This is a genomic window from Vibrio sp. THAF64, from assembly GCF_009363455.1.
Taxonomy (GTDB): Bacteria; Pseudomonadota; Gammaproteobacteria; order Enterobacterales; family Vibrionaceae; genus Vibrio; species Vibrio coralliilyticus.
Genome location: NZ_CP045355.1, coordinates 3,440,075 through 3,458,322, shown reverse-complemented (window position 1 = coordinate 3,458,322; position 18,248 = coordinate 3,440,075). Strand labels below are relative to the sequence as shown.

Sequence of the window (18,248 nt, the reverse complement as noted above, 5' to 3'; positions counted from 1 at the left end):
AATAATATGAGCCAGCGCCCAATCGCTGGCTTTTTTTTGTTCCTAAAAAAGCAACCATTCAAAAGTGAGTATTGTAGTTTAATAAAATTTTAATGAAAAAAAATTACAAAAAGAGTTTTCATTTCTGACCAATTGTTGTACATTAAACGGCGTAGGGTACAGAGGTAAGATGTTCTATCTTTCAGACCTTTTGTTTCACGTTATTGGATTAGGCTGATTCAGCCGCCCCAGTCAGTATTTGACTGGGGCGTTTTTTATTGTGCTAAAGAAAATTTCAATACATTTCAAATCTTTATTGCCATTCTCATAGATAATACAGCTTTAACGGCTTCTCACTACCACATCACTTGTTCCTAATATTCACTATTCACAGCATTTGGTAACTCAGACCAATTTTGTAAGAAAACTTCAGTCACACTTTTATTTTTTTAAACAGAAAACCAAACCCGAACTCGCGCGCCTTGTTGGGTGTTAATAATGAATTTTTTCATATTTTTTAGCGTTTTATCGGTAGAAGGGGTTGTTGGAGAGGGAAGTGGAAGAGGAAAAATCAGACGTTGCATTGTTTGCGGCTTTGAACAATCCTATTCGCATAATAATAACTACCTCCTATTTCTCTCCCGTTGCCCCACCAGGATGGTGGGGATTTTTATTTCTAAGCCTTTTCTTTTTCAATGTTACTCTTCAGACACAAAAAAGCCCCACATGAGTGAGGCTGATTTCGATTTTGTTCTGTGCTTATTCTTGATCGTCGCTTTGCTGATCTTCGATAATCTCGTCAGTCAGCTGCGCTGCGATAGCAGGGGCAAACCACTCATCAAGTTTATTACGCAGTACGTCAACGCCAATGCCTTTCAGAGAAGAAAACGCGGCAACACTCACGTCACCACCGAACCCAGCAGAATCCTTCTTGATCTTAAGCACCTGAGCTTTGCGCGCGCCACTTTTCAGTTTATCTGCTTTGGTCAGTAGGACCTGTACAGGGATGCCGCTGTCAACTGCCCAGAAGATTAGCTGCTGATCGAGGTCCTTCATTGGGTGGCGAATGTCCATCAATACGACTAAACCTTTGAGACTTTGACGCTTTTGTAGGTATTCACCGAGTGATTTTTGCCACTTCTTTTTCATTTCCAGCGGTACTTGAGCAAAGCCATATCCCGGCAAATCGACGATGTGGCAGCCATCGGTCACTTTAAACAGGTTGATTAACTGAGTTCGACCTGGTGTTTTACTGGTTTTTGCTAAACTTCTCTGATTCGTCAGTCGGTTAAGAGAACTCGATTTGCCCGCGTTGGAGCGTCCTGCGAACGCAACTTCGATACCTTCATCTTCAGGCATGTGACGAATATCAGGTGCACTGGTGATGAAATGGGTGTTTTGATAATGAATTTTTACGCTCACTGTTAACTCCATCTCGACTTTGTGTAGTCGATTGATTACTTTTTTGTGAAATTGTGTAAAATAACCGTGCTCGGCATAAGGTCGCCTATTGTACCATGAGTGGCAACTCTGAGTGGTACTGGAAGCTTGATAATTATAATGGAATGTCATGAAGAAATTAGCGCTAATCTTGAGTCTTTTAGCCAGCTGCTCTGTATGGGCCCAAGGCAGTATTGAAGCTGGTAAAGCAAAATCCCAAACTTGTGTTGCCTGCCACGGTGCTGATGGCAACAGTCAACTCGCAATGTACCCTAAGCTAGCAGGTCAGCATGCTAAATATATTGAGAAGCAGCTGAAAGACCTCAAGCTGGGTATGACCAGTGGTGGTAAGCAGGGTCGTGTTGATCCAGTAATGGGCGGTATGGCAATGCCACTGTCTGAGCAGGATATGAAAGATCTTGCAGCTTACTATGCATCACTACCAATTTCGCACAACACTACGCCTGAAAATGTAGTGGAACAAGGCAAAACTCTTTATACGGCGGGTGATGCTTCACGTGGTCTGACAGCATGTATTGCTTGTCATGGTCCTCGTGGTAACGGCACTGAGCTTTCAGGTTTCCCTAAAATTTCTGGTCAGCACGCTGACTACATTAAAGCTCAGCTAGTTAAATTCCGCGATGGCTCTCGTGCTAACGACATGAACGGCATGATGCAAGATATCGCAAAGAAACTGACAGACGAAGACATCGATACTTTGTCTAAATATGTTGGCGGCCTACACTAAGCCCTATTAAATACTGCCCGAGCAATGTTGTATTGAATGAGCCCAGACGAAAGTCTGGGCTTTTTCGTATGACACAGGTCACATCACCTTTTTGCTTGTGTGGCTCCATCTTTCCCGAGCTTTTGTAAGAGATCGGCTATCTTCGCTTGTGCTCATTTCTTTGTGTTTTTTGTAACTATTTGAAAAGTAATAAAAGAAGTTTGGTGGGTAAAAAAAAGCCGATTTTTTTCTTCAGGTGGATTGTTCAAAATTGGTCAATCGTTAAAGTGTACTCATCGGCAGGGCGCTGATACGGAATTTAGACCATGATGGTCTCCAAGGATGCAGGCGATGGATGCTTGGAGGTCTCAAAGGAATTTAGGTAAGCAGGAAGCTTACTGGATAGGGATGGTCGACTCGTCTAATGGTTTAGACAGCGAAAAGGATCAGGCTAAGGACTAGCCCAGATACTGGATGTAAACGGAAAGCCAAAATTCACCAGGACGGTGAAAAACAACACCTTTTGCAGGGAAAGCGCCAAAAACAAATGGAAATTTGATGCACGATAATCCGTGCAACACAGTTTCGCCGAAAGGCATTTTTAGAAAGCGATAGAATTATCTATCGCTTTTTTTATATCTGAAATCCACCGACCTCCATCTTCTGCCAGCACGGTTCCTTTATTCCATCGATAAGATTATTGGTCGGAGAGGGAATATTTCACTGAATCGATGATTATTTGCACAATAGTGCTCCACTCTCTTGCCACTTTCTGGTATGTTTCGCATCCCTGTTTGAGGATGTCATCATGCACCACTGTCCACTTTGCCATAACCCGGAATCACTGCATTACTTCGAAGATAAGCGTCGCGAGTATCTTCAATGTGCGCAATGTGAGCTGGTGTTTGTTAATCCAGAGCAAAGATTGGATGCAAAGGCTGAAAAAGCCCACTACGATCTGCATGAGAACGATCCAAATGATGCTGGCTATCGTACCTTTTTATCGCGGGTTGCAGACCCCATATTGGAACGTATTGAGCCAGGCTCAACAGGAATAGATTTTGGTTGTGGCCCCGGGCCAACACTCTCTTTGATGTTGCAGGAGCAGGGACACAACATGTCGTTGTACGACCTCTATTATCACCCTAATACTGAGGTGCTAGATTGTACGTATGACTTTATGACTGCCACTGAGGTGATCGAGCACTTGTATCATCCGGATCAGATATGGCAGCAATGGTTGAATTTAGTTAAGCCAGGTGGCTGGATTGGTCTGATGACCAAGATGGTCATTGATGTCGAAGCGTTTGCCAAATGGCACTATAAAAATGACCCAACGCATGTGGTCTTTTTTAGCCGCAATACGTTTAGGTACTTGGCAGAGCGGGATCAGCTCAAGCTTGAATTTATTGGTAATGATGTAATTTTACTGAGGAAAGCCCAGTAATGAGCCGTAGTAAGAAAGTAAGATCGGGCGGTAATGGCGACGTTATCGTCGTTCGTAATCGCACAGAATCAGACGTTGAAGGGCGTCTGCGCAAGAAAGAGAAAAAACGCAAAGGTCTAAAGACGGGCGGTCGTAACTCTGAAGCGAAGCAAAATAAACAGCAGACAGCGGGACAAAAGCGCGACCCACGTTTAGGAAGCAAGAAGAAAATTCCTCTTGTGGTTGAAGCGGTGAAGAAGCCAACCAAAGCAGAACGTCGAGTCAACGCAGAACAAGAGCTAGAGATGCTGGAAAATGATGCTCAGCTGAATGTCTTGCTTGATCGCCTTGATAATGGTGAAAGCCTAGGCGCAGGTCTACAGAAATACGTCGATGAGAAATTAGCGCGTATTGAAATTCTGATGAAGCAACTTGGCCTCTATGAAGAGGAAGAAGAGCCAGAAGTCGTTGAAGAGCCAAGCGCTCCTGTGGCGAAAAAGGTGAGTAAGAAAGCCTCATCAGAAGATGAACTGCTGTCGCAGTTTGAAGATCTGGATTTGGACCAGTTTAAAGGGTAAAGCGATTCATGAACGTAACCTTGTTAGCCATTGCTGGTGGAGTCATTGTTCTCGGCTTAGCGTCCTATGCAGGTTACCTTCTGCTCCAGTTGAAGAAGCAAAAGGAATTGCAGGAACAGCATAAGAAGCTTGCCATCGAAAAGCGTAACGCCAACATCTTTGAAAACGTCCATATATTGTGTATGGCCGGTATTCAGGGCCAGTGTGATTTATCGGAAATCAGTATTCGTGTCTACAACATCATGGACTACGTTCAGGGTGAAGACCGTGTTGATTTTGATAAGGAATTCCCGGCGACCGCCGAGCTTTTCCACATTGTAAAAGATATGCCTCGCGGTGAAGATCGCCAACAAATGGCGAAGAAAGAGCGCATGAAGCAAAATCTGGAACGCCACAAAGCCGAGTCGCGCCTTCAGGATGCGATTGTCGAAGAGCTCAAACTGCTGCAGAAAAAAGTTCAACCTTTAAACAACCAGATCAACATTCAGATGATCTAGATTGATACTTTAGTCACTCGATCACTTACACTTATGGGGAGTGATCGAGTTATCAATTCTGACTATTGTTACTCAAAAAGCGCTATGCCACCCGGCGACCAGCCTCAGCGTGTGGCAAAATAGCCCGCAAAAATATAACGGTTAATCACACCGGATACGCAATATAGCACTAACGGAAGAACACCATGTCTCAGCAAGTCGTCGCAAGCCAACAAATAGTATGGGATCAAGCCATTCTCGATAAGTACAACTATTCTGGTCCGCGTTATACGTCTTACCCTACCGCGTTGGAATTTCACGAAGCGTTTACCATTGCCGACTACGACATGGCTTGTACGGAATACCCGGAGCGTCCGCTGTCGCTCTACATCCATATTCCGTTCTGCCACAAGCTTTGCTACTACTGTGGCTGTAATAAGGTCATCACCCGTCACGCACATAAAGCCGATGAGTATCTCGATGTTCTGGAGCAGGAAATCCTGACGCGAGCGTCTTTACTGCAAGGGCGCAAGGTGACTCAGTTGCATTTTGGTGGTGGTACACCCACATTTCTGACCAAAGCCCAAATCAGCCGTTTGATGAACATTCTGCGTGCTGAATTTAGCTTTGAAGCTGAATCGGAAATCAGTATTGAAGTCGATCCGCGTGAGATTGAGCTAGATATGCTTGATCACTTGCGAGAAGAGGGTTTTAACCGTTTAAGTATTGGCGTTCAGGACTTCAATAAAGAAGTGCAGAAGCTAGTCAATCGTGAACAGGACGAAGAGTTCATTTTTGCTATGGTTGAACGTGCGAAAAAGCTTGGTTTCCGTTCGACCAATCTTGACCTGATTTACGGGCTACCGAAACAAACTCAAGCACGTTTCGCTGAAACGCTGGCTCAGGTGCTTGAGATGCAACCGGGTCGACTATCTATCTTTAACTATGCTCACATGCCGCAACTGTTTGCTGCACAGCGTAAGATTAAAGACGAAGACCTGCCGCAAGCCGAAGAAAAAATGGCGATCCTTCAGGATACGATCGCGACGCTGACCAATGCTGGTTATCAGTTTATCGGTATGGACCACTTTGCTCAGCCGGATGATGAATTGGCCGTGGCTCAGCGCAATGGCATCCTGCACCGCAATTTCCAAGGCTATACCACACAAGGTGAATGTGACTTGGTTGGCTTTGGTGTTTCCGCTATCTCTATGATTGGCGATGCGTACGCACAGAATCAGAAAGAACTGAAAAAGTACTATGCTCAGGTTAATGAGCAGCGCCATGCATTGTGGAAAGGGGTCGCCTTAGATGGTGATGACCTTCTGCGCCGTGAAGTCATCAAGCAGCTAATCTGTAACTTCAAACTTGATAAAGTATCAGTCGAGACGGAGTTTGATGTCGAGTTTAATCACTACTTCAAAGAAGATCTCGAGCTGCTGCAAACCTTTATTGATGATGAGCTAGTGGAAGTCGACAACAAAGAGATCCGAGTGACATTGCGCGGTCGTCTACTGATTCGCAATATCTGTATGTGTTTTGATAAGTACCTCCGAGCGAAGGCGCGTCAGCAGCAATTCTCGCGAGTGATTTAATCGCAGCCGGCCATGAACAATAAAGCCACCGAGAACGGTGGCTTTATTGTTTCTGCGGGTAACCAGTTAGGGCGCGATGTAAGCGTCCTGTGCGACTTCCCATAAAGCTTTAACCAGCGGATTATCCAGTTGCGAACGCTTGCAGCATACTCCGAGCTTAAAGGGTTTAATCGACGCTACTTTGAGCCGTTGAATCTTCTCTTTGACAGGGCTGTTGTTGATCACCACATCTGGTGCAATCCCAACACCACAACCAAGTGCAACCATACTGACAATAGCCTCATGCCCTGAAACTTGCGCATAGATGTTTGGTTTGATTCTCATCGCCTTAAACCAAGTATTGGCGCGGTCTCGCGCGGTACCTGATTCGGGCACGATGAAAGGAATGGAAGACCAGTCAGGTTTGTCCTTTTGCAGTGCTTCTGCAAAGTTGCTCACGCCGACAGGGGCGATTACTGAAAGAGGAATTTCACTAATGGTTTCAAATTTGAGCTTGGCGGGTAGTGCTTCTGGTTGAGCAGAGATTGCGACATCCACTTCATCATTAAGGACTTTGTTTATTGCTTGAGCCGGATCGCCAGTAGACAGCTTAAACTCGATAAACGGATGCTGAAGGCGAAACTCTGACAACAGCTCAGGCAGGTGGCTGTAGCTGGCAGTCACCGAGCAAAACAGGCGAATCTCACCTTTTAACTCTTCTTCGTGCCCTTGAAGCTGCGCATTGAAGTTCTGCCATTCTCCAAGAATCTTTAAAGCCACTGGCAAAAGTTTTTTTGCCGCTGGGGTCAGCTCAACGCTGCGGTTATCCCGTACGAACAACTCTTGCCCGGTTTCTGCTTCCAACTTTTGTACCTGACGGCTGAGTGCAGAAGGGCTGATGTGCATGGCAGAAGCTGTTTTTGCGAAGCTTTTGCTATCACACAGGTGAATGAACAATTGCAGACTTTTAATGTTCATGAAATAAGTGCTTCCTTGTTGCATTTTTTGCAATAACTAATTGTGAATATATCACTTTAAGCAACCCGATGTCTGATTTAGTATCGAGGCATTCGGTAATGAAACACCGACCCAAACGGATAAATTCTCAAAGGAGAGCCCTAACATGGCTAACTATTTCAATACATTAAACCTACGTGAGCAGCTAGATCAGCTTGGCCGTTGTCGCTTTATGGACCGCAGTGAATTCGCTACAGAAGCGGATTACCTAAAAGGTAAGAAAGTGGTTATCGTTGGTTGTGGTGCACAAGGTCTTAACCAAGGTCTGAACATGCGTGATTCAGGTCTTGATGTGGCGTACGCACTGCGTCAGGCAGCGATTGATGAGCAGCGTCAGTCGTTCAAAAACGCAAAAGAAAATGGTTTTGAAGTAGGTAGCTACGAGACGCTTATTCCTCAAGCAGACCTAGTGGTTAACCTAACGCCAGACAAGCAGCACACGAACGTGGTTGAGACGGTAATGCCTCTAATGAAAGAAGGCGCAGCACTAGGTTACTCACACGGCTTCAACATTGTTGAAGAAGGTATGCAGATTCGTAAAGACCTAACAGTCGTGATGGTTGCACCTAAGTGTCCAGGTACAGAAGTACGTGAAGAGTACAAGCGTGGCTTCGGTGTTCCTACACTAATCGCGGTTCACCCAGAGAACGATCCAAAAGGTGAAGGTTGGGATATCGCGAAAGCTTGGGCTGCTGGTACTGGTGGTCACCGCGCGGGTTGTCTAGAGTCTTCATTCGTTGCTGAAGTGAAATCTGACCTAGTGGGTGAGCAAACTATCCTATGTGGCATGCTACAAGCAGGTTCAATCGTTTCTTACGAGAAGATGGTTGCCGAAGGTATTGACCCAAGCTACGCAGGTAAACTGATTCAGTACGGTTGGGAAACCATCACGGAAGCACTGAAGTTTGGTGGCATCACACACATGATGGATCGCCTATCAAACCCGGCGAAAATCAAAGCGTTCGAGCTTTCTGAAGAGCTGAAAGAGCTGATGCGTCCACTGTACAACAAGCACATGGATGACGTAATCACAGGCCACTTCTCTAGCACCATGATGGCTGACTGGGCAAACGACGATGCGAACCTACTAGGCTGGCGTGCAGAGACAGGTGAAACAGCATTTGAAAACTACCCAGCAGGTGATGTTGAGATCTCAGAGCAAGAGTACTTCGACAACGGTATCCTAATGGTTGCAATGGTTCGCGCAGGTGTTGAGCTAGCATTTGAAGCAATGACGGCATCAGGCATCATTGATGAGTCTGCGTACTACGAGTCACTACACGAGCTACCACTAATCGCAAACACAGTAGCACGTAAGCGTCTGTACGAAATGAACGTTGTTATCTCTGATACAGCTGAATACGGTAACTACCTATTCGCTAACGTAGCAACTCCGCTACTGCGTGAGAAGTTCATGCCTTCAATTGGTACTGACGTTATCGGTAAAGGCCTAGGTGAAGAATCTAACCAAGTTGACAACGCGACGCTAATCGCTGTGAACGAAACTATCCGTAACCACCCAGTAGAGTACATTGGTGAAGAGCTACGTGGCTACATGACAGATATGAAGCGTATCGCAGTAGGCGGCTAATTACTTGTCTTAAGGTTCCATTTTGGTGTCGAAGGTGCTCATTTTGCTATCGTAAATTTTGCGCCTTCTCCTAAAAATGAAGCCCTAATTTCACGTAATTCACTAATCTATATAATAGATTAGTAAAAACTCCAGACAGACTGGAGTAATAAATACAAAAGAAAGCACAACATCTAAATGAAAAGGCTTGGTCGCCGTTGACCAAGCCTTTTTTGTGTTTGGGAATAGCCGAAGGTATAGCTTAGCGTCTGCTGTGGTTATTGAGCCAGCAAAAGAAAAGGGCTGACGCAGTGCGCCAACCCTTGAATCTTATCGCTTGTATAAAGCGTTTATTTGTCTGCCAGCTTCTCTTCCAGCTCAGCCAGCTTCTGCTCCATTTCGGTCAGCTTTTGGCGAGTACGTAGCAGTACTTGAGTCTGCACATCAAACTCTTCACGGCTAACGACATCCAGCTTATTCAGCTGGCCTTGGATGACTTGGCGAACTTTCTGATCAACGTCTGCGCCAAGCTCTTTAACTGGTGCTGGCATTGAATCATGTATCTGTTTAGCAATTTGCTCTAGTTTCTTTGGGTCAAACATGTGACGAAAACTCCTGTCTCTATTGTTTGTATTCTATGTAATTGGTACCGGAAAGTCGCTACTTCGATAGTAAAAATTCGAAGTGGCTAGTGGCAGATCGTAACCAATAAAAAAGGCCACCGAAGTGGCCTTTTGGCAAACGTTGAGTTTAGCTGTTGTCAGATAACTGACGTTGCGCCGCTTTTGCTTCGTCAACACGGGCCAGCTTTTCCAAGTCTTTGTCTTCAACAAACACTGGTAGTGGCTTGTGTTTCTCAGCTAGGTAGCTGTAGATAACCGGCAGTACGAACAGGGTAAACAGAGTACCAATCGCCAGACCAGCAACGATAACGATACCGATACTGAAACGCTGAGCGGCACCTGCGCCCGTTGCGTACATCAGTGGGATCAGACCTGCAATCATCGCCGCAGTCGTCATTAGGATAGGACGTAGACGAACTTTCGCCGCTTCCATGACCGCTTCTGTCTTACCAAGTTTGTTATGTAACTGCTCTTCTTTGGCAACTTCACAGATCAAGATACCGTGCTTGGTAATCAGACCAACCAAGGTGATCAGACCGACCTGCGAGTAGATGTTCATTGAGGCTGCGCCCCATGCCAAAGCTATCAAAGCACCACAGATCGCCAGCGGTACGGAAACCATGATAACAATTGGATCTTTGAGAGATTCAAACTGAATCGCCAGAACCAAGAAGATGATCGCCAGTGCCAGACCAAATGTGGCGTACAGTGCGCTACCTTCTGTCACATACTGACGAGCTTCACCCATGTAATCATGGTTGTAACCGTTTGGCAGTTTCTCAGTCGCAATACTTTCGAGCCAGTTTACAGCATCACCCATGGCTGTGCCTGGTGCATTTACAGCACCAATGGTGGCTGAATTCAGCTGGTTGAAGTGCGGCAGTGAGCGTGGCTCAGCGACAACATCAATAGTGATCAGGCTACCTAGTGGAACCGCGCGGTTGTCTGCAGCACGCACGTAGTAGTTGTTCATCGATTCAGGGTTAAGACGCCATTTACGCTCGACCTGAGGGATCACTTCGTACGAACGACCATTGAGGTCAATTCGGTTCACGTAGCCATCAGACATCATAGTGCTCAGCGTGGTACCAATGTCCTGCATTGTTACGCCATACGCGCCCGCTTTGTCCTTATCGATATTGATCTTCATTGTCGCTGAGTCGTAGTTCAGGTCCAGCTCAGAATAAACAAACATCGGGTTAGACTTCACTTCGCCAAGAATATCGGTCGCGATAGTGAACAAGCTTTCGAACGCGTTTGGTGTGGTAATCACGAATTGAACCGGAAGGCCTGAACCTGCACCTGGTAGTTCTGGCATCTGGAATGCCGTTACCGCCATGCCTGGTACGTGACCGACTAAACCTGTCACGCGGTTAGCAACTTCAGACTGGCTCGCTTCACGCTCACTCCAAGGCACCATAGATGCGATACCAAATGCCTGGTTCGAGTTAGGTACACCAGTAAACACCTGTGCGTACGCTACTTCTGGCTGGTCAGACAGAATTCGGTTCACGTCGTTCATGGTGTTTTGCATGAAGTCGAGGTTGGCATTCGATGGAGCCGTACCCATCAGCATGACCACGCCTTTATCTTCTGACGGCGCCAGTTCACTTGGGATGAACTTGAACAGCATCGGCAAGCTGGCAAACACTATGATAGCGAAACCAATCACCACAGGGCGGTGTTTCATGACCGCACCCAGCATTCGCTCGTAACGGTTGGTCATGCCATCCAATACACTATGTACCTTCTGTTCGAACTTACTTGGCGTTTCATTTGCCTTAAGCATTTTCGAACACATCATAGGCGACAGTGTCAGAGCGACGATACCGGATACGAATACCGAACCTGCGAGGGTGAGGGCAAACTCTTTAAATAACGAGCCCGTGATACCACCCATCAAGGCAATCGGCGCGTATACCGCACCCAGTGTCAGGGTCATAGCGATAACCGGAACCGCGATTTCACGTGTACCGATAATTGCAGCACGGAAAGGTGATTCTCCCAGTTTGATGTGTCGGTCGACGTTCTCAAGAACAACGATCGCATCATCCACCACCAGACCGATGGCCAATACCATCGCCAGTAGCGTCATCAGGTTCCATGAGAAGCCCATTGCCTGCATCACCATTGCCACACCAATCAGAGATAGCGGAATGGTAACGATAGGAATCATAACCGCACGGAAAGAACCGAGGAACAGCGTAATTACGATCAGTACAATCAATGCCGCTTCAGCGATGGTCTTAATAACCTCGTTGATCGACTCATTGATGGCGATGGTCGAGTCATACATCACGTTCATGTCGATGTTACTTGGCAGGTTACGCTCTAGCTGAGGTAACAGGTCAAGGACATCGGCTGCGATGTTGATTGGGTTCGCACTTGGCGCCGCGTTGATCGCAACTACAACCGCTTCTTTACCATTGGCACTTGCACGGTAAACATCGTGGCTCTTCTCAAGCGTCACTTTCGCGATATCGCTCAGACGAGTGACATCACCTTCATCAGAGCTTACAACAAGGTTCTTCAGCTCTTCGACGTTAGATACCTGAGTATCAGCGCTACCGTTATACAGAACGAATTCGCCCACAGCCTGACCAGCCGCTGACTGGTAGTTGTTGGCATTTAGCACGTTCATGACATCAGTAGCGGTTTTGCCCAGTGCTGCCATTTTGGCAGGGTCTAGCCAAATACGCAGTGCGTATTTCATACCACCGTAGAGGTCAACCTTAGAGACACCATTAACAGTGAACAGCTGCGGGTTGATTACACGCTCTAGGTAGTCTGTGATCTGGCTTGATGAAAGTTCATCACTGGTAAAGCCGATGTAGAGAACCGCGGTTGTAGAACCCGTTGACATGGTCACGGTTGGGTCTTCGGCTTCTTTTGGAAGCTGAGATCGAACTGAGTTGGTCTTAGCCAGAATATCAGACAGGGCTGCATTCGGGTCAGTGTTCAACTTCATGTTAACGGTAATGGTCGATGTACCGAGTACCGACGATGATGTCATGTAATCGATATTGTCGGCCTGAGCCACAGCCTGTTCCAGAGGTTGGGTAATAAAGCCCTGGATAAGGTCGGCACTGGCGCCGTAGTAACTGGTGGTTACCGTTACTACCGTGTTTGTCATTTCAGGGTATTCTCGAACCTGCATCTTGAACACCGCTTGCAAACCAAGCAGGGCGATCAAAAAGCTGATCGATACCGCTAAAACTGGACGTTTAATAAAAACATCAGTAAAGCGCATGAGGCCTCCAATTACAGCATTGGTGTTTCAGCTGGTGGAGTAGTTGCATCGCTTTCTACTACACGAACTTTCGCGTCATTGCTCAGACGAACTTGACCAGATGTCACTACAACATCACCAGGTTTAACGCCATCTAGGATGTGAGCAATGTCTTTCACGCGTTCACCAACTTTAACCACGTGCTGCTTAACACGCTTTTCACCATTCTCTTCAGAGATGATGTAAACATTGTCACCGTAGAGCGTGAAGGTTATAGCGGTTTGTGGCAGAGTCACCTGATTGTCTAGCGTTGGCAGAATGATATTGGCACGAGCAAACATACCGCTACGTAGCTTGCCATCGCTGTTTGGAATATCAGCTTGAACCTGAATCAGACCACTTTGGATGTTAACTGCTGGTTCAATCGCGGTGATTGAGCCTTCAAATGGTGTTTCAGGGTAAGCGTCAACGAAGATATCAACTTGCTGACCTAGCTTGATGCGTGAGATGTCAGTCTGAGGCACAGTGAAGCGCAAGCGCATAACACTAGTATCTTCTAGGCGAACAATGTCCGTACCTGCTTGCAAGTATTGACCTAGGTAAACATTACGAATACCAACTACGCCTGCGAAAGGAGCTTTGATTTCACGGCGGTCGATGGTCGCTTTTAAGCTTTCGATATCCGCTTTAAGCGAGAAGTAGCTTGCTTCGGCGTCATCAAACGCTTCTTTCGATACAGACCCTTTTTTGTACAGGCCTTGGTAACGCTTATATTTAGCCTGAGCTGCCGGCAGCTTCGCCTGAGAGCTCTTCAGGTCTGCTTTTTCCACTTCAGAGTCAAGTAGAACAAGAGGCTGACCTTCTTCAACGGCAGTACCTGAGTCGAAAGTAATTTTATCAATCACACCCGCTGTTTCATTGGCAACTGTGACACCTTGGTTCGGTTCGATGAAACCGATCGCTTCGATCACAGGTACCCAATCAACAGGCTTCACTTCCGTTACGGTCACCGGAAACTCAGGCTCTGGGCGATTAGCCAAATATTCGGCTATCTTCTGTTGCTTGAATAGATTGAAGCCTATCACGCTACCAAATAGCAGTATTGCGATAAGCAACATAAAGAAAGTCCACTTTTTCATTCTGATCAGAACTCCAAGTTAGTGTTGAATTATTGCATCCCAGCTAGCTTCGATTGCGGCTTCTAAGGCTGCTTCATCCAGCTGGTAGTATCCCAAAGCATGTTTTCGGGCCAGTGCAACACTGGCTTCAAAGCTCAGCCCTGAAAGAATCTCATTGTCGAGAGGTTTAAAAATCCCTTGCTCTTTTCCTTGATTAAACAACCGATCCACTTGGGCAAACATTTGTCGCTCAAGTTCCCGAGTTTTTCGCTTATTTGCACAGGGAAGAGATTCATATTGAACGCGATTACTCAGGGTTTCCATATTGGAACCTGCAAGGTTCCAGATGTTTAACCACATAGTGCGATAGCGTGTTTTCAAGGGCATATCGTCATTGACGCCAGCTTGGACTGCAGTTGCAATCCGTTCGGCGACATTTAAACGCACTTCATCCAGGAGATGCTCTTTATCTGAGAAATAACGATAGATAGTACCTGCAGCCACCCCAGCTTCTTTAGCTAGCTTTTGCATCGACAGGCCTTGAAAACCCGACTCTGCAATCAGCTTTTCGGCAGCTGTGAGGATCTGCTCGTGTTTATCTATTGCCGTGTTACTAGACATAGTCTCACTATCAATGAATGAACGTTCATTCATTATAGCCCAATAACTGCACACTAGTGCAATAAAACATTTCGTTAATTATGTAAATTTACAGTCAATGAGATCATTTTAGCTGGAATTGGTGCACTACGATTAAACATAGCAATCGAACTATTGCACCATTATTATAGGCGCCAAAGATTTTGACCTCAGAGACTCCTATGAAGCTGAACCCCAATCAAGATGAAGCCGTAAAGTACGTATCGGGACCATGTCTGGTCTTGGCGGGGGCGGGATCGGGTAAAACACGTGTTATTACCAATAAGATTGCGTATTTGGTTCAGCAGTGCGGTTACAAAGCTCGCAATATTGCTGCGGTAACATTCACCAACAAAGCAGCACGTGAAATGAAAGAGCGTGTCGGCCAGACGTTAGGTAAGAACGAATCGAAAGGCTTGATGGTATCGACGTTCCACACCTTAGGTCTCAACATTATTAAACGTGAATACAAGGCGTTGGGGTTAAAGTCAGGTTTTTCTCTGTTTGACGACCAAGACCAGCTTGCACTATTGAAAGAGCTGACTGAGAAACAGCTCGATGGCGATAAGGATTTACTACGCCAGCTACTCAGTACCATTTCCAACTGGAAAAATGACATGCTGACTCCGGAGCAGGCGAAAGCATATGCTCAAGGGGAACAGCAGCAACTGTTTGCCTTCTGTTTCGATATGTATCAGAAACAGATGAAAGCCTACAATGCGCTCGACTTTGATGACTTGATCGCTTTACCGGTTCTGCTGCTGCGTACCAATGAAGAAGTCCGGCAGCGTTGGCAGAATCGTATTCGCTATTTATTGGTCGATGAGTATCAGGATACCAACACCAGTCAGTACGAGTTGGTCAAACTGATTGTTGGCGAGCGGGGTCGCCTGACGGTGGTAGGAGATGATGACCAGTCAATCTATTCTTGGCGTGGTGCGAAGCCGCAGAACTTAGTGTTATTAGGAGAAGATTATCCAAGCCTTCGTTTGATCAAGCTGGAACAGAACTATCGTTCTACTAGCCGAATTCTGCGCGCTGCCAATATTTTAATTGCCAACAACCCGCACGTGTATGAGAAGTCGCTGTTTTCTGAAATCCCCGATGGCGAAAAGCTCAAAGTGTTGCTGGCGAAAGATGAAGAACATGAAGCGGAGCGAGTGACGGGTGAGCTGATCGCCCATAAGTTCCTCAATCGTACTGATTACCGTGATTACGCTATCTTATATCGTGGTAACCATCAGTCTCGTCTGATTGAAAAATCGCTGATGCAAAACCGAGTGCCTTACAAGCTCTCTGGCGGTACCTCATTTTTTGCTCGTGCTGAAATCAAAGACATCATGGCGTATTTACGTGTGTTGGTGAACCCGGATGATGACAATGCATTTTTGCGTATTGTGAACACGCCACGGCGTGAGATTGGCCCAGTAACCTTGGAAAAACTGGGCAGTTACGCCAATATGCGCGGCAAGAGCCTGTTTGAGTGCAGTTTTGAGATCGGACTGGAGCAGCACTTGTCTGGCCGTGGGTTAGAAAATTTGCGCCGCTTTAGTCAGTGGTTAGTCAAGATTGCCGATCAGGCTGAGCGAGGAGACACTGTAGAAGCGGTGCGTTCATTGGTGCGGGACATCAACTACGAAGACTGGCTATATGAAACCTCTGCGAGCCCAAAAGCAGCAGAAATGCGGATGAAAAACGTCTCGGACCTGTATTCTTGGATTGTGGCTGACCTAGAAGGGGACAATTATGATCAGGAAGAAAAGACCATTAAAGAGGTAGTTCAACGTCTGACACTGCGAGACATGATGGAGCGGGGTGAAGAAGATGATGACAGTGATGCGGTGCAACTGATGACCTTACATGCGTCAAAAGGTTTGGAGTTTCCTTATGTCTACTTGATTGGTTCGGAAGAGGGCATTTTACCTCACCAGACCAGCATTGATGAAGATAATGTCGAGGAAGAACGCCGTCTGATGTACGTAGGGATCACACGAGCCCAGCGCGAGTTAACCTTTACCATGTGTAAAGAGCGCCGCCAGTTTGGTGAGTTGATAAAGCCGACCCAGAGTCGCTTCCTTGATGAGCTTCCATTTGATGATGTGGAGTGGGAAGTGAATAAAAAGCCCCAGACGCAAGAAGAGCGCATGGCCAAAGGGCAGGCTCACATCGCTAATATTCGTGCGATGTTCAATAAGAAGTAGTTGCCACTTATAAGGCGCACAGACAAAAAAGAAGGGCTTGGTAAAAACCAAGCCCTTCTTCTATATAAGGTGGGATTACAGACCAGCAATCATGTGCTCAATCGCAGCAACGATTTCGTCATCTGAACAATCCATACAAGACCCTTTCGCTGGCATCGCGTTGAAGCCGTTAATTGCGTGGTCTTTCAGCACGTCTTTACCTTGTGCGATACGAGGACCCCAGTCACCAGCATCACCAGTTTTTGGGGCGCCGCTTACACCTGATGCGTGACAAGCGATACAGAATGTACCGTATACTGTCGCACCATCACGTGGGCCAGTTGGCTCTGCTTTTACTGGCTCTGCGCCTGCTAGATAAACACCACCAACAGGTTTAATGCGTTCTGCAATCGCATCGTATTCTTCTTGGCTTACATTAGCTGCAAAAGAGGCGCTAGAAAAAGTGATCGCAGCGACCAAAGCGGTTAAGATTTTTCGAGACATATCCATTAAACTCACTTTACATTCCTGAAGGTAAGTTCGTGCTTACCTATTATTAGAGTGTGGTTTGATCCACAGCGTTTTGCTGTTAAATCAATGTAAATATTGGGTGATTATATCCTGATAACTTGTTGCAATAAACAACAAGTTACCCGCTTCCATGGGGTTATCTAATGGGAAATAGGGGTTTATCACACTTTAATTGCCGAAAAAGGCACCAAACGATAAAAAAAGTTTAAAAAGTACTAGACGGCCTAGTGTGATATACGTATTATTCCACTCCGCCGATAGGGCATGCGCCCGTAGCTCAGCTGGATAGAGCGTTGGCCTCCGGAGCCAAAGGTCGAAGGTTCGAATCCTTTCGGGCGCGCCATCCGGACGCTTACTAAGGTAAGTTAAATTGGCAAATATAATGGTGGCTATAGCTCAGTTGGTAGAGCCCTGGATTGTGATTCCAGTTGTCGCGGGTTCAAGTCCCGTTAGCCACCCCATTATTCTGGTGGCATAGTCTCCTTTCTTGATTCATTATCGAGATAAAACTTAAGTCGGTGAATAGCGCAGCTTGGTAGCGCATCTGGTTTGGGACCAGAGGGTCGGGGGTTCGAATCCCTCTTCACCGACCACTCTTTCGTTTATGGCTTTAGAGCGATAGACACAAAAATTGATGGTGGCTATAGCTCAGTTGGTAGAGCCCTGGATTGTGATTCCAGTTGTCGCGGGTTCAAGTCCCGTTAGCCACCCCATTTATTCTGGTAGCTTTGCTTCCAATCTTGATACATTCAAGATGAAACACAGTCGGTGAATAGCGCAGCTTGGTAGCGCATCTGGTTTGGGACCAGAGGGTCGGGGGTTCGAATCCCTCTTCACCGACCACTATTAGATAGAACCCCAGTCGAAAGACTGGGGTTTTTTCGTTTCTGTTCTATCCATATTTTCACGTCTAATCTCTTTGATTGAGAAGTCCTCTCGCCTCTCCAATTCTGTAATTCCTCAAAACATCGACAACCACTAATGCTTTCTTATTTATTGAAGGGCAAATATGGAGATTGCGTTCTTAGATTAAAAGCGGGGCTCTCGCTTCTGAGAGCATCATCATTCCATATTGAGCGGGTGGCGTTTGCTATCCGGCGGACATAAAGAAAATATTGGTTTCTTGCATCCGGATACAAGC

The 18,248-nt window shown here is 46.4% G+C and carries 14 protein-coding genes and 5 tRNA genes; 12 read left to right on the top strand and 7 right to left on the bottom strand.

What is annotated here, in order from left to right:
• Positions 1–738: 738 nt before the first annotated feature.
• A complete protein-coding gene (gene yihA, locus FIU99_RS16175) occupies positions 739–1,401 on the bottom strand; it encodes a ribosome biogenesis GTP-binding protein YihA/YsxC (RefSeq protein ID WP_006957578.1) in 663 nt (220 codons plus the stop codon).
• A 148-nt stretch (positions 1,402–1,549) separates the two neighbouring features.
• On the opposite strand from yihA, the gene FIU99_RS16170 reads away from it, so the two are divergent.
• The 5 genes from FIU99_RS16170 to hemN all read left to right on the top strand — a co-directional run bounded on the left by FIU99_RS16170 (position 1,550) and on the right by hemN (position 6,221).
• Positions 1,550–2,167 (top strand): cytochrome c, encoded by a 618-nt coding sequence (locus FIU99_RS16170; RefSeq protein ID WP_006957580.1) that lies wholly within the window; start codon positions 1,550–1,552, stop codon positions 2,165–2,167.
• A gap of 787 nt (positions 2,168–2,954) precedes the next feature.
• Entirely contained in the window at positions 2,955–3,593 is a 639-nt protein-coding gene (locus FIU99_RS16165) for a class I SAM-dependent methyltransferase (protein ID WP_006957582.1), read from the top strand.
• Positions 3,593–4,150: a Der GTPase-activating protein YihI gene (yihI, locus tag FIU99_RS16160; RefSeq protein ID WP_006957584.1), complete on the top strand. Its 558-nt coding sequence runs from the start codon at positions 3,593–3,595 to the stop codon at positions 4,148–4,150. The genes FIU99_RS16165 and yihI overlap by 1 nt, the downstream gene beginning before the upstream one ends.
• 8 nt (positions 4,151–4,158) lie before the next feature.
• Positions 4,159–4,647 (top strand): DUF2489 domain-containing protein, encoded by a 489-nt coding sequence (locus FIU99_RS16155; RefSeq protein ID WP_006957586.1) that lies wholly within the window; start codon positions 4,159–4,161, stop codon positions 4,645–4,647.
• Positions 4,648–4,832: 185 nt separating this feature from the next.
• A complete protein-coding gene (gene hemN, locus FIU99_RS16150; protein ID WP_006957588.1) occupies positions 4,833–6,221 on the top strand; it encodes an oxygen-independent coproporphyrinogen III oxidase in 1,389 nt (462 codons plus the stop codon).
• A 66-nt stretch (positions 6,222–6,287) separates the two neighbouring features.
• Here the strand turns inward: hemN and ilvY are convergent, their stop codons facing one another.
• On the bottom strand, positions 6,288–7,178 hold the full coding sequence (gene ilvY / locus FIU99_RS16145; protein WP_006957590.1) for an HTH-type transcriptional activator IlvY: 891 nt from the start codon (positions 7,176–7,178) through the stop codon (positions 6,288–6,290).
• Positions 7,179–7,323: 145 nt separating this feature from the next.
• Here ilvY and ilvC point away from each other — a divergent pair, with 145 nt between their 5' ends.
• Positions 7,324–8,808 carry a ketol-acid reductoisomerase gene (ilvC, locus tag FIU99_RS16140; protein ID WP_006957592.1) on the top strand — a complete coding sequence of 495 codons (1,485 nt, stop codon included), beginning with the start codon at positions 7,324–7,326 and terminating at the stop codon, positions 8,806–8,808.
• Positions 8,809–9,137: 329 nt separating this feature from the next.
• Here the strand turns inward: ilvC and FIU99_RS16135 are convergent, their stop codons facing one another.
• The 4 genes from FIU99_RS16135 to FIU99_RS16120 form a co-directional block, all read right to left on the bottom strand.
• Positions 9,138–9,389, bottom strand: a complete 252-nt coding sequence (locus tag FIU99_RS16135; RefSeq protein WP_006957593.1) for an accessory factor UbiK family protein — start codon at positions 9,387–9,389, stop codon at positions 9,138–9,140.
• Between the two features lie 148 nt (positions 9,390–9,537).
• On the bottom strand, positions 9,538–12,660 hold the full coding sequence (locus tag FIU99_RS16130) for a multidrug efflux RND transporter permease subunit (RefSeq protein ID WP_006957595.1): 3,123 nt from the start codon (positions 12,658–12,660) through the stop codon (positions 9,538–9,540).
• Positions 12,661–12,671: 11 nt separating this feature from the next.
• The gene (locus FIU99_RS16125) at positions 12,672–13,778 is read right to left on the bottom strand and encodes an efflux RND transporter periplasmic adaptor subunit (RefSeq protein ID WP_006957597.1); all 1,107 of its coding nucleotides are present in this window, start codon (positions 13,776–13,778) and stop codon (positions 12,672–12,674) included.
• An 18-nt stretch (positions 13,779–13,796) separates the two neighbouring features.
• The gene (locus tag FIU99_RS16120) at positions 13,797–14,378 is read right to left on the bottom strand and encodes a TetR/AcrR family transcriptional regulator (protein WP_029236302.1); all 582 of its coding nucleotides are present in this window, start codon (positions 14,376–14,378) and stop codon (positions 13,797–13,799) included.
• 200 nt (positions 14,379–14,578) lie between these two features.
• Here FIU99_RS16120 and rep point away from each other — a divergent pair, with 200 nt between their 5' ends.
• Positions 14,579–16,597 (top strand): DNA helicase Rep, encoded by a 2,019-nt coding sequence (gene rep, locus FIU99_RS16115; protein WP_006957602.1) that lies wholly within the window; start codon positions 14,579–14,581, stop codon positions 16,595–16,597.
• 75 nt (positions 16,598–16,672) lie between these two features.
• Here rep and FIU99_RS16110 read toward each other — a convergent pair whose 3' ends face one another.
• Positions 16,673–17,086: a cytochrome c5 family protein gene (locus FIU99_RS16110; protein ID WP_021457724.1), complete on the bottom strand. Its 414-nt coding sequence runs from the start codon at positions 17,084–17,086 to the stop codon at positions 16,673–16,675.
• 287 nt (positions 17,087–17,373) lie between these two features.
• Here FIU99_RS16110 and FIU99_RS16105 point away from each other — a divergent pair.
• The 5 genes from FIU99_RS16105 to FIU99_RS16085 all read left to right on the top strand — a co-directional run bounded on the left by FIU99_RS16105 (position 17,374) and on the right by FIU99_RS16085 (position 17,950).
• A tRNA-Arg gene (locus FIU99_RS16105) sits at positions 17,374–17,450 on the top strand.
• Positions 17,451–17,492: 42 nt separating this feature from the next.
• Positions 17,493–17,568, top strand: a tRNA-His gene (locus FIU99_RS16100).
• Between the two features lie 55 nt (positions 17,569–17,623).
• Positions 17,624–17,700 (top strand) — tRNA-Pro (locus FIU99_RS16095).
• Positions 17,701–17,744: 44 nt separating this feature from the next.
• A tRNA-His gene (locus FIU99_RS16090) sits at positions 17,745–17,820 on the top strand.
• Positions 17,821–17,873: 53 nt separating this feature from the next.
• A tRNA-Pro gene (locus FIU99_RS16085) sits at positions 17,874–17,950 on the top strand.
• Positions 17,951–18,248 lie beyond the last annotated feature (298 nt).